Origin of the sequence: Aquipuribacter hungaricus (genome assembly GCF_037860755.1) — a bacterium.
Lineage (GTDB): Bacteria > Actinomycetota > Actinomycetes > Actinomycetales > JBBAYJ01 > Aquipuribacter > Aquipuribacter hungaricus.
The window spans coordinates 1-11,641 of sequence record NZ_JBBEOI010000112.1; the positions used below are offsets into that span (position 1 = coordinate 1).

Here is an 11,641-nt window from a genome sequence, read left to right on the forward strand (position 1 = left end):
GACTTCCCCTGGCCCTCCCCGCCATGACCGTCCCCGCCCTGGCCCCCGCCCCCGAGCGCGGCGGCCAGGGGCCCGCGCCAGTGCGCCGCGAGCGGCCCGATGCCGGGCAGCGTGGTCCCCATCGCCAGCCGGTAGGCGGGCACCCGGTCCCCCGGCGACAGCGCCCCCCACAGCGCCGACACGACGACGACGTGGGCACGGGCGCGCCGCCGGGCGGTCGCGTCCAGGTCGGCCAGGCCCAGGGCGGCGAACAGCACGCCGGAGTAGACCCGCGACATGTCCGTGGCGGGGGCGGTGCGCAGCCGGGTGTTGCGGGCCACCTCGGCGGCCAGGGACGGACCCACGCCGAGCACGCGCATCGCGTCCGGGCCGGCGGACACCGCCGCGAGCGCGTCCAGGACCTGCTCCCGGGCGGCGGTGAGCCCCGGGCGCGAGAGGCCGTGGAGGTCCAGCGGCCGGGCCCCGCGGGGCGCGGGCGTCTTGCCCTCGGAGGGCGGCAGGAGCAGCAGCACGGCGCGAAGGCTAGCCACGGGACGCCGCAGGCCCCGGTCGCGGGTGCGACCGGGGCCTGCGGGTTGCCGTGCTGGGTGGTGCTGGGGTGGTGCTGGGTGGTGCGGGTGGGTCAGGGCAGGAGCACCCGGTCCACCGCGTGGCCGACCTGGACCTGGCCGACGTTGATGTCGGTCCCGCCCGGCACGAGCAGGGCGTCGCGCCCGCCCGCCCGCTGGTCGACGACCGCCACGGTGCCGTCGGCGCGCACGTCGACCGTGAGCGTGGTCCCGGCGGCCGTGGTGAGCTGCTGGCCGTCGAGAGCGAGCACGTCGGCGGCCTCGAGCGTCTGCCCGGGCACGACGTGGCCGAGCAGGACCTGCTCGACTCCGTCGACGCCCAGCCGGTCGAGGTACCGGTTGTAGGCCACGCGCTCCTGGGGCACGCGGCCCCGGAAGATCTCGCCGCCGGTCGCCATGAACGCGGCGTCGGTCGGCAGGAACGCGGTGAGCGCGACCGTCGGGTCGGCCAGGACGGCCACCGGGGACGCCGGGTCCTCGGCGAGGACCGCCGCCACGAGCGCGGCGAGCACGTCGAAGTCGCTGTCGTCGCGGTCGAACGGCCCGGCGACCTCGCCCAGGACGTCGGCGAGGGAGACGTCGGTGCCCAGGGGCGCGACGGTGTCCAGGCCGACGACCGAGGGGTTGTGGTCGCTGGCGCGGTACGCGTCCGGGGACTGCAGCTCCTCCACGCCCGAGCTGTACTGGTAGGCGAACGGCTCGGCCGCGTTGACCTCCCAGATGTCCGCGCCCGTGAGCTTCTGCGCGGCGGCCGCGCTCAGCAGGACGTGGTCGAGGTTGCCGTTGCGCTGGTCGAAGGAGTACGTCGTGTCGGTCAGGGGCTCGAGCACGTCGACGTAGCCGGCGGCGACGAGGACGTCGACCGGGTCCTCGCGGGAGTAGGCGTTGAAGTCGCCGATGAGGAGCACGTCGGGGTCGACCTGCTCGAGCTGGCCGGCGAAGGTCGCGAGGGCCTGGGCCTGCCGCACCCGGTCGCCGTTGAACGAGCCCTGCCCGCCGACGCCGGCGTCGGCGTTGTCGCCCGTGCCGGTGCCGCCCTTGGACTTGAGGTGGTTGCCCACGACGGTGAAGAGGTCGCCGTCCGGGGCCGCGAAGGTCTGCGCGACGGGCTCGCGCGCGTTGCTCCACACCTGCGGGTCGACGGTGCCGCCGGTGAGGGACTCCCCGACCGGGGTGACGACGTCCGAGCGGTAGACGATGGCGTTCTGGATGACGTCCGGGGACTCCCGCACGTAGTCCGGGGTGCGGACGTAGTCCCACGTGCCCGTGGTGTCCGCGGCGTCGACCGCGGCGGTGAGCCGGGCCAGCGCGACGTCCGCGTCCTTGCCGAACGGCACGCCGTACTCGATCTCCTGCAGGGCGACGACGTCGGCACCGAGGCCGACGATGCCGGCGACGATCTTGGCCTCCTGCAGCGCGAGGGCCTCGGCGGTCTCGGCGCCGCGGGCGTCGCTGTCCTCGCTCACCAGGGTGACGAAGTAGTTGAGGACGTTGTAGGCGCCGACCTGCACGTCGCCGCCGACGTCCTCGGCGGTCGGCGTGCGCGGGTTGCCCTCGCCGAGGACCAGCTGGTCGGGCGCGCCCGTGACGGGCTGGAGGCGCCACTGGTTGAAGGAGTACGAGAGGACGTGGCTGCCGAGCTCGACGACGGGGTCGCCGATCCGGACGCTGTCGGTGGGCGTGAGGTACGGCACCGGGCGCACGCCGCTGCGGCTGCTGCCGTCGTCGACGGTGATCTCGCGGGTGCGGTTGTCGGCCTCGACGGCCGCGGCGGCCGGGCCGGGCTCGGCCACGTCGGTCGGCGTGGGCAGGACGCCGCCGGTGGACAGCCGGACCTCGCCGAAGCTCTCCAGGCCGAAGGTCCCGGTGACGACGAGCGGGGCGGTGACGTCGACGAGCATGCTCTCGAGCGGCTCGCGCTGCTCGGGCGTGGAGGGCAGGGGCAGGACCGTCGGGGCGGGCACGGTGGCGCCGCTGCTGCACACGTCGACCGTGGCGGGCCCGCCGCGGTCGGCGCGCAGGTTGCCGACCTGGGTGAGCGTGAACTCCTCGTTGGCGGGTCCGCGGACGGTGACGACGTCGCCGACGGACACCTGCGCCCCGGCCAGTGCCACGAAGATCCCGTCGGAGGTGGCCGGGTCGCTGTCGCCGCCGTCCTGCACGGTGAAGCCGGACAGCCCCGGGGTGTCGGAGGTGACCACGCCGCGCACGGTGACGGTCTGGCCGGCCAGGGGCGTCGCTGCACCGCTGCCCTGGACCGCGCCGACCGCCGTCGTGGCGGTGAGCGCGCACAGGTCGGGCTCCGGCTCAGGGTCGGTGCCCGGGCCGGTGCTGCCGTTGACGGTGCCGAAGCTCGCGGTGGTCGCCACGGTCCAGACGCCGCCGACCTTCTGCAGCGACGAGCCGGCGGGCGAGCTGTTCGTCTGCGCCACCCCGGTGTCCACGCTGGTGCGCCCGGCGGCCGGTCCGTCGGCTGCCGTGGTGACGCCCTCCCAGGACACGAAGTCGACGACGGTCCCGGCCGGGTCGACGAGCGCGACGCCGTCGGCGGTGCCGTTCTGCAGCCCGTCGGCGGGGTACGTCTCGACCCGGACGCCGTCGCCGCTCGCGTCCCCGGCGGGGACGACCCCGCCCAGCGGCTGGGCCGGCGCGGGGCTGCGGTAGACGACGGCCGCGGCGGGGGCCGTGCCGTTGTAGCGGACCAGCGTCCAGCCGGTGAGGTCGGTGCCGGCAGCGGCCTGGACCTCGACGGCCTCACCGGTGTCGGTGCCGGCGTTGTCGTAGTGGATCTCGCTGATGAAGGGGGTGGTGCTGGGTGCCGCGACGGCGGGGGCCACGGTGAGCCCGGCCACCGCCAGGCCGAGCGTCGCGGTGCACCCGATCAGGGCGCGCGCACGGACGGTAGACGTACCTGTCACTGAGGGTCCTCTCGTGGGGGTCTGACCGGGTGACGGTAGGTGGGCCCCCGGACACTTGGGAAGGCCTGGGGGCCGGTCGTCGGGCAGCGTTCGCCCGACGGTCACCTCACGGTCGTCCGAGCACGTCCGCGAGGGAGAAGGTCACCGGCTGCTCGAGCTGGTCGTACGTGCACGAGGCGGGGTCGCGGTCCGGGCGCCAGCGGACGAACTGCGTGGTGTGGCGGAACCGGACGCCCTCCATGTAGTCGTAGCGGACCTCGACGACGCGCTCGGGGCGCAGCGGGACGAACGACAGGTCCTTGCCCGCGTTCCAGCGGCTCGTCTCGTTCTTGCGCGGCGTGCGCTCGCCGTCCTCCTGGGCCGACCAGCTCCAGGGGTGGTCCTCGACCGGGACCACGAGCGCCTGCAGCTCCTCGAACAGCTCGCGGCGGCGGGCCATGGTGAACGCCCCCACCACGCCGACGCTCTGCAGCTGTCCCCGCTCGTCGTGGATGCCGAGCAGCAGCGAGCCGACGGCGCCCTCGCCGGAGGCGTGCACCCGGTACCCCGCGACCACGCAGTCGGCGGTGCGGACGTGCTTGATCTTCGTCATCACGCGCTTGTCGGGCTGGTAGGCCAGGTCCAGCCGCTTGGCGACCAGACCGTCGAGCCCGGCGCCCTCGAACACCTCGAACCAGCGGCGGGCCTCGTCGAGGTCCTGCGTGGCGGGGGTGAGGTGGACGTCGGGGTGGCGCCCGGGCAGCACCTCCTCCAGCAGCCGTCGGCGCTCGAGCAGCGGCGTGGCCATGTGGTCGTCGTCGCCGAGCGCGAGCAGGTCGAAGGCGACGAAGGCGGCCGGCGTCTCCGTGCTCAGCCGCAGCACCCGGCTCGCGGCGGGGTGGACGCGCTGCTGCAGCGCCTCGAAGTCCAGGCGGGTCCCGTCGGCGGTGGCGACCACGATCTCGCCGTCCACCACCGCACGGTCGGGGAACGCCGCGAGGACCGCCTCGACCACCTCGGGGAAGTAGCGGGTGAGCGGCTTCTCGTTCCGGCTGCCGAGGACGACCTCGTCGCCGTCGCGGAACACGACGGCGCGGAAGCCGTCCCACTTGGGCTCGTAGTGCTGCCCGGGCGGGATCTCGGGCGCCGGCTTGGCGAGCATGGGCTTGACCGGGGGCTGGACGGGCAGCTGCACGGGGGCAGTCTGCTCCCCCGCGGCGACGGGCGCGGGCCGGAGGGAGCTGCAGGCCCGCACGGGCCCGCCCCGTCGGGGTGCGGTACCGACCGATGGCGGGCCCGGGTCGCGGCGGGCCAGACTGCCGGCATGGCCTCGCCCGCGGAGATCCTCGACGTCGACGGCACCCCGGTGCGCCTGACCAGCGGGGACCGGGTGGTCTTCCCGGCGCTCGGCGAGGCCGCCGGCACCAAGCGGCACCTCGCCGAGTACTACCGCGCCGTCGCCACCGACCCCAGCGGGGCCGTCCTCACCGCGCTGCGGGACCGCCCGACGCACCTGCAGCGCTTCCCGGACGGGGTGGACGGCGACGAGGTCTACCAGAAGCGGCTCCCGAAGGGCGCCCCGGACTGGGTGCAGACGTGCGGGGTGCGCTTCCCGTCCGGCCGCAGCGCCGAGGTCCTGCGGGTGACCAGCGCCGCCGACGTCGTCTGGGGCGCCCAGATGTCGACGGTGACGTTCCACCCCTGGCACACCCGCTGCGCGGACACCGACCACCCCGACGAGCTGCGGATCGACCTGGACCCGCAGCCGGGCACCGGCTTCGACGACGCGCGGGCTCTCGCCCTGGACGTCGTGCGGCCTGTCCTGGCCGAGCACGGCCTGGTCGGCTACCCCAAGACCAGCGGCGGGCGCGGGATCCACGTCTACGTCCGGGTGCAGCCCACGTGGGACTTCGTCGGCCTGCGCCGGGCGGCCATCGCGCTGGCGCGGGACTGCGAGCGGCGCGCCCCGGACCGGCTCACCACCGCGTGGTGGAAGGAGGAGCGCGGCGAGCGCGTCTTCGTCGACTTCAACCAGAACGCCCGCGACCGCACCATCGCCAGCGCCTACTCCGTGCGCCGGACCCCGCGGGCGACCGTGAGCACGCCGGTGACGTGGGACGAGCTGGTCGACGTCGACCCGGACGACTGCACCATGGCGACCGTGCCCGGCCTGCTGGCGCGCCGCGGCGACCCGATGGCCGGCCTGGACGACGTCGCCCACGACCTGCAGCCGCTGCTCGACCTCGCCGCGCGCGACGAGGCCGACGGGCTCGGCGACCTGCCGTACCCGCCGAGCTACCCCAAGATGCCGGGCGAGCCCAAGCGGGTGCAGCCCAGCAAGGACCGGGACCTCAAGCAGCAGCGGGGCTGACCGGGGCACGACCGGCACGCACGGCGGCGCGCGGGACGGCTCACCCCGGGGTGGGCCATGACCCGTCCGGCGCCGGCGTGCGGGGGGCCTGCCACGGCCCGGGCGCGTGCTGCGGGGGGGCGGTCGCGGCCGGGTACCCGTAGGGGTCCCGAGGCTGGTCCGCCTGTCCCGGAGGCCCCCAGGCACCCGAGGGCAGGGGCGCCTCGTAGACGCTCGGCACGTGCGGCTGCCGGACCGGGGCGGGCGCCCGCACGACGGCGACCACGGTGACCAGCACGGTCAGGACGAGCCCGGCGAGCGAGGCGAGGGCGACATAGCCCGAGGCGCGCGCGAGGGCGGCGTCCTCCGCCGCGACCGCGTCCTCGGTGCCCACGACCTCGTCCGTCGGGGCAGGGCCGCCGAGCGTGCCGTCGAGCACGCCGTCGACGTACGGGTCGTCGGCCGCGAAGGCGTACTCCGGGTCGGCCGAGTCGTACACGACCCCGACCTGGTCGCCCACCTCGGGCAGCTCCCCCCACTCCCAGTCCACGTAGGTGACGACGACCTCGCCGTCCTCGGTGGTCCAGCGCACGTCGACGGTCGGCCAGTCCCAGCTGTCGTCCACGTCGAGCACCTCGGCGGTGGCCGGGGTGTCGAGCGTCTCCAGGTCCCAGCCCTCGAACAGCCCGGGCCCGTCGCCGCCGGGACCGGCGAAGGACATGACCATGGACACCAGCGCGACGAACGCGAGCACCCCGGCCACCACGGCCCCGGCTGCGGTACGGGCGGCGCGGCTCATCGGTCCTCCTCCGGCCCGTGACCTGCGCCGGCCCTCCCGGCGGGCCGGTCGGGCACCGCTCCCACGGTAGGCAGCGGTGACCGGCGGCAGGGCCCGCTCCGTCCGGCGTCACCCTCCCGGCGCTGCCGGCCGGCCAGGGCGGACCGGGCGCCGGTGTCCCCGCCCGCGTGGGGGAGGATGCCCCCATGCAGGGTGCCGCGGTACGCACGACCAACTGGGCCGGCAACATCACGTTCTCCGCCTCGGCCGTCCACCGGCCGACGTCGGTCGCCGAGCTCCAGTCCCTGGTGGCCGGCGCCCGGCGGGTGCGCGCGCTGGGCTCGGGCCACTCCTTCTCCCCCGTCGCCGACACCGACGGCGAGCTGGTGCGCCTGGACGGCCTGCCCCACCTGCTGGAGGTGGACCGGGACGCCGCGACCATCACGGTGAGCGGCGGCGTCACGTACGGCGAGGTGGCCCCCGTGCTGCACGCGGCCGGTCTGGCGCTGCCGAGCATGGGCTCCCTGCCGCACATCAGCGTCGCCGGGGCCAGCGCGACCGGCACCCACGGCTCGGGCGACTCCAACCGCGTGCTCGCGCACTCGGTGGTGGCCCTGCAGCTCGTCACGGCCGACGGCGACCTGCTCGAGGTGACCCGGGAGTCCGACCCCGAGCGGTTCCCCGGCATGGTCGTCGCGCTCGGCAGCCTCGGTGTGGTGACCCGGCTGACGCTCGCCGCGGTCCCCGGCTTCGAGATCGCGCAGGAGGTCCGCGAGAAGCTGCCCCTGCAGGCGCTGCTCGACCAGGTCGACGAGGTGCTGTCCGCGGGCTACAGCGTGAGCGTCTTCACCAGCTGGCAGGACCCGGTCGAGGCGAACGTGTGGATCAAGCGCCTCCCCGACGCGGTCCCGCAGGCGCTGGACTGGCTCGGCAGCAGCGTCGCCGACGGTCCGCGCCACCCGGTCCCCGGCATGCCCGCCGGGTTCAGCACCGAGCAGATGGGCACGCCGGGCCCGTGGCACGAGCGCCTCCCCCACTTCCGGATGGAGTTCACGCCCAGCAGCGGGGACGAGCTGCAGACGGAGTACTTCGTCCCCCGCGAGCACGCCTCCGCGGCGCTGGCCGCGGTGGCGGAGGTGGCGCCGCTCGTCGCCCCCGTCCTGCAGATCGGCGAGCTGCGGACGATCGCCGCCGACGACCTCTGGCTCAGCTCCTGCTACGGGCGCGACACCCTGGCGGTCCACTTCACGTGGGTCCCGGACCTCGACGTCGTCCTGCCTGCCCTCGAGGCCGTCGAGGCGGCGCTGGCACCGTTCGCCCCGCGCCCGCACTGGGGCAAGGTCTTCCGGATGGACCCCGAGGTCGTGGCCTCGCGGTACCCGCGCCTGGACAGCTTCCGCGCGCTGCGCGACGAGATGGACCCGCAGCGCCGCTTCGCCAACGCCTTCGTCGACCGGTACCTCGGGGCCTGAGCCCGTAGCCCGCGCCGGACGACGACGGCCCCCCACCGGGTGGTGGGGGGCCGTCGTCGTGCAGAGGGTCAGGACAGCCGGGCGAGGACCGTGGTCTCGACGGCGGCCAGCACCGAGTCGGTGAGCTTGCCGATGACCGCGAACAGGATGATCGTCACGAGGACGAGCTCGATCTGCCCGTTGCGCTGCGCGTTCTGCAGCTGCCAGCCCAGGCCGCTCGTCGCACCCAGGAGCTCGGCGGCGACGAGGAACAGCCAGGCCTGGTTGAGCCCCAGCCGGGCCCCGGCCAGCAGGGACGGCGCGGCCGACGGCAGGAGCACCGTGGTGACGCGCTGCCGCCACGACAGGCCGTAGGCCTGGGCGACCTCGAGCAGGCCGCGGTCGACCTGGCGGATGCCGGCGACCAGCGTGGCCAGCACGGGGAAGAACGCCCCGATGGCCACGAGGCCGACCTTGTTCTCCTCGCCGATGCCGAACCAGAGGATGAGCACGCTCACCCAGGCCAGCGACGGCACCGCGCGCACCGCGCCCAGCAGCGGCGAGACCAGGCGGTCGGCCGTGCGGCTCAGCGCCACCAGCAGCCCGGTGAGCACCGCGAGCAGCGCCCCGATCCCGAAGCCGAGGAAGACGCGCTGGGCGCTGATGGCGAGGTTCGGCCACAGCCGGCCCGACTCGACGGCGGCTACCAGCTCGGCGCCGAGAGCGGCGGGCGAGGAGAAGCGGGAGGGGTCGAGCACCTCCGCCGTGACCAGCACCTGCCACAGGCCGAGCAGGACCACGGGGAGGACGAGCCCCAGCCCGAGGTCGCGCAGCCCACGCCGGCCCCAGCCGCCCCGGGACCTGGGCGCAGGGCCGCCCGGGCTCGTGGCGCCGTCGCCCGGGGCGGCCCCCGGCTGGACCCAGCCGGACGGCGCGACGCCCTCGACCCCGGCGACCCGTTGCAGGGCCACCTTCTCCGACGTGGACAGGCTCATGGGGTCATCCCTCCGAGGCGGCGGCCTCGACGGCCGCGGTGACGGGCTCGGGTGCGAACAGCTCCTCCAGGGCGGCGTCCGCGTCCTCCTGGCTGGCGACCTGGCCGCCCTGCACGACGATCGGGACGACGCGCGACAGGACGTCGGCCAGCTCCTCGCCGGGGACGGGGTCCACGTCGAAGTTCGTCCGCTCCGTCAGCACCTGCTCGGCGATGGCGGGGTCGATCTCGGCGGCCGCCGCGAGGATCTCGACGGTCTCCTCGGGGTTGTCCTGGATCCACCGGCGGGCGCGCTCGTACTGGGTGAGGACGACCTCGACGGCCTCGGGGCTCTCCTCGAGGAAGTCCTCACGGACGTTGAGGACGCTGTACGACAGACGGTCGGGCTCGCGGACCACGAGCTCGGCGCCGTCGGTGGTGACGGCGTCGGCCATGATCGGGTCCAGCCCGGCCCAGGCGTCGACCTGGCCCTGCTGGAGGGCGAGGCGGCCGTCGGCGTGGGGCAGGTCGACGATCTGGACGTCGTCCACCGAGAGGCCGGCGCTGTCCAGGGTCTGGAGGAGGAAGAAGTACGGGTCGGTCCCGGACAGGGCCGCGATGTTCTTCCCCGCGAGGTCCTCGGCTGAGGCGATGTCGCTGTCGGGACCGACGACGATGGCGCTCCACTCGGGCTGGGCGAGGACGTCGACCGTGCGCAGCGGCGAGCCGTTGGCCCGGGCGAGCAGCGCCGCGGCGCCCGCGGTGGAGTTGAAGTCGACGACGTCGCCGCGCAGGAGCTCGTTGGCGGGCGCGGAACCGGCCGAGAACTCCCAGGTGACGGTCACGTCGTCGCCGACGGCCTCCTCGAGCCAGCCCTGCTCCTTCAGCACGAGGCTCGCCGGGTTGTAGGTGGCCCAGTCCAGGCGGATCTCGTCGACCCCGAGGTCGGCGGGGGCGGCTGCGGCGGAGGCGTCATCGGAGGCGGCGTCGCCGGCCTCCTGCGTCGCGTCGGCGGCGGCCCCGCCGGCAGCACCGGTGGCCTCGTCGGCGGCGGCACCGTCGTCGGAGCCGCAGGCCGTGAGGGTGGTGCCGGCGAGGACGAGGGCGACCAGGGCCAGGGGTGCGCGGTTCATGAGAGGGACTCCACTCCGACGAGCTCGAGAAGACGGGTACGCAGCCGGGCGGCGGCGGCCAGGTGTGCAGGATCTGTGGTGTCGCGGGGACGGCCGAGCGGCACCGGCACCGCGGTGGCGGTACCGGAGCCGGCGGCCCCGAGGACGGTGATGTCGTCGGCGAGGCGGACCGCCTCGTCGACGTCGTGGGTGACCAGGACGACGGTCGTGCCGTCGGCGTGGACGAGCTCGTCGACGAGCGCCTGCATGTTGAGGCGCGTGAGGGCGTCGAGGGCCGCGAAGGGCTCGTCGAGCAGGAGGACGCCGGGGCGGGCGAGCAGGGCGCGCGCGAGCGCCGTGCGCTGTGCCATGCCCCCGCTGACGGCGGCCGGGCGGTAGTCGCCGTACCCGTCGAGGCCGACGCGGGCGAGCAGCTCGTCCACCTCGGCCCGGGACCCGGCCGACGGGTCGTGGCGCCGGCGCCGGGTCGCGCCCAGGGCGATGTTGGCGCGCAGGTCGAGCCACGGCAGCAGGCGCGGCTGCTGGAAGACGACCGCCACCCGCTCGTCACCCTCGACGACGTCGCTGCCGCCGAGGCGCGCCGTGCCGCTGCTGGGACGGGTGAGCCCGGCCAGCACCCGCAGCAGGGTGGACTTGCCGCACCCGGAGGGACCGAGCACGGCGTGCACGGCGCCGGAGGGGACGTGCAGGTCGAGGCCGGCGAGCACGGGCCCGCGGCCGAAGTCGACGGCCACCTGCTGGACGTCCACGGGCAGCGACGTGCCGTGCGCCGCGGACCGGCCCAGGGGGCGTGGGGTCGTGCTGGTCATGGGTGCTCCTGTGCTGGGGCGGGCGCGTGCTCGCGCCGGGGGTACGGCAGCCCGTCCGTCGTCGGACGTGGCGCCGCGGGAGGGCGGGGGGCCTGGCGGTGGCGCCGTCGGGGGACGGCGCGACGGGCTCAGGCCCGGGGCATCAGGACGGTGCGCGACCGGCCCGGCGCGACCGGACGACAGGCAGCCACGGTGCGCCGGCACAGGTCGACGTGCGCCCGTCCGACGAGCACGGGGTTGGGGCCCAGGACTGTGGTCACGGATTCCTCCATCGGTCCTGGCGGAAGCACCCGCACCCGTTGCCGGGGGGTTGCTGCGACGTCGACGAGCCAGGTCTCTCGGTCGCTCTGGATGGCTGGTTGAACTGTAACCGACACGTGTCCGCACTGCGACACGGCCGTCCGAGGGTCGGGACGGTCACGGACGGCCCTGCTCATCACGTCGGCAGCCGTCCGGCGCTACCTGAGCCCCCCGAGTCGGCCGTCCGGTCAGGCCGCAGCGGCGCTCCAGGTCGCACGGCAGACCCGGACAGCCGGCTACCTGCAGACCTCTCGCCCAGAGGCGTCTGGGCACGACGAAAGGGGGTGCCCCTGCCCGTCGTCATCGACGAGCTGGAGCACCCCCTGGAACGCACGACAGGCCGTCCCGGAGAACCCGGGACGGCCTGTCGTCAAAGAATGT

At 75.3% G+C, this 11,641-nt stretch carries 9 protein-coding genes and 1 riboswitch; of the genes, 2 read left to right on the forward strand and 7 right to left on the reverse strand.

Annotated elements, in window-relative coordinates:
• The 3 genes from yaaA to WCS02_RS12215 form a co-directional block, all read right to left on the reverse strand.
• Nucleotides 1–512 (reverse strand): peroxide stress protein YaaA (gene yaaA / locus WCS02_RS12205; RefSeq protein WP_340293532.1); only part of this gene is annotated, 512 nt, incomplete at its 3' end.
• Nucleotides 513–622: 110 nt separating this feature from the next.
• Nucleotides 623–3,487: an ExeM/NucH family extracellular endonuclease gene (locus WCS02_RS12210; protein WP_340293534.1), complete on the reverse strand. Its 2,865-nt coding sequence runs from the start codon at nt 3,485–3,487 to the stop codon at nt 623–625.
• Between the two features lie 106 nt (nt 3,488–3,593).
• A complete protein-coding gene (locus tag WCS02_RS12215; protein WP_340293537.1) occupies nt 3,594–4,661 on the reverse strand; it encodes an ATP-dependent DNA ligase in 1,068 nt (355 codons plus the stop codon).
• Nucleotides 4,662–4,790: 129 nt separating this feature from the next.
• On the opposite strand from WCS02_RS12215, the gene WCS02_RS12220 reads away from it, so the two are divergent.
• Nucleotides 4,791–5,837 (forward strand): DNA polymerase domain-containing protein, encoded by a 1,047-nt coding sequence (locus WCS02_RS12220; protein WP_340293539.1) that lies wholly within the window; start codon nt 4,791–4,793, stop codon nt 5,835–5,837.
• A 40-nt stretch (nt 5,838–5,877) separates the two neighbouring features.
• Here the strand turns inward: WCS02_RS12220 and WCS02_RS12225 are convergent, their stop codons facing one another.
• Nucleotides 5,878–6,615, reverse strand: coding sequence for a hypothetical protein (locus WCS02_RS12225; RefSeq protein WP_340293542.1), 738 nt, complete (start codon nt 6,613–6,615; stop codon nt 5,878–5,880).
• A gap of 185 nt (nt 6,616–6,800) precedes the next feature.
• Between WCS02_RS12225 and WCS02_RS12230 the strand changes: the two genes are divergently transcribed.
• Nucleotides 6,801–8,066 carry an FAD-binding protein gene (locus WCS02_RS12230; protein WP_340293545.1) on the forward strand — a complete coding sequence of 422 codons (1,266 nt, stop codon included), beginning with the start codon at nt 6,801–6,803 and terminating at the stop codon, nt 8,064–8,066.
• 68 nt (nt 8,067–8,134) lie between these two features.
• On the opposite strand, the gene WCS02_RS12235 is transcribed toward WCS02_RS12230, so the two are convergent.
• From WCS02_RS12235 to WCS02_RS12245, 3 genes are read right to left on the reverse strand one after another with little or no spacing between them, the layout of a single operon-like run.
• Entirely contained in the window at nt 8,135–9,040 is a 906-nt protein-coding gene (locus WCS02_RS12235) for an ABC transporter permease (RefSeq protein ID WP_340293547.1), read from the reverse strand.
• 4 nt (nt 9,041–9,044) lie between these two features.
• Nucleotides 9,045–10,151 carry an aliphatic sulfonate ABC transporter substrate-binding protein gene (locus WCS02_RS12240; protein WP_340293550.1) on the reverse strand — a complete coding sequence of 369 codons (1,107 nt, stop codon included), beginning with the start codon at nt 10,149–10,151 and terminating at the stop codon, nt 9,045–9,047.
• Nucleotides 10,148–10,960 carry an ABC transporter ATP-binding protein gene (locus WCS02_RS12245; protein ID WP_340293553.1) on the reverse strand — a complete coding sequence of 271 codons (813 nt, stop codon included), beginning with the start codon at nt 10,958–10,960 and terminating at the stop codon, nt 10,148–10,150. The genes WCS02_RS12240 and WCS02_RS12245 overlap by 4 nt, the downstream gene beginning before the upstream one ends.
• Before the next feature lie 265 nt (nt 10,961–11,225).
• Nucleotides 11,226–11,318: riboswitch (SAM riboswitch) on the reverse strand.
• Between the last annotated feature and the right edge of the window lie 323 nt (nt 11,319–11,641).

Bases quoted from the DNA above. Each gene is read 5' to 3' on its own strand.
- WCS02_RS12220 (WP_340293539.1), top strand. From the start codon at position 4,791: ATGGCCTCGCCCGCGGAGATCCTCGACGTCGACGGCACCCCGGTGCGC.
- WCS02_RS12225 (WP_340293542.1), bottom strand. From the start codon at position 6,615: ATGAGCCGCGCCGCCCGTACCGCAGCCGGGGCCGTGGTGGCCGGGGTG.
- WCS02_RS12230 (WP_340293545.1), top strand. From the start codon at position 6,801: ATGCAGGGTGCCGCGGTACGCACGACCAACTGGGCCGGCAACATCACG.
- WCS02_RS12235 (WP_340293547.1), bottom strand. From the start codon at position 9,040: ATGAGCCTGTCCACGTCGGAGAAGGTGGCCCTGCAACGGGTCGCCGGG.
- WCS02_RS12240 (WP_340293550.1), bottom strand. From the start codon at position 10,151: ATGAACCGCGCACCCCTGGCCCTGGTCGCCCTCGTCCTCGCCGGCACC.
- WCS02_RS12245 (WP_340293553.1), bottom strand. From the start codon at position 10,960: ATGACCAGCACGACCCCACGCCCCCTGGGCCGGTCCGCGGCGCACGGC.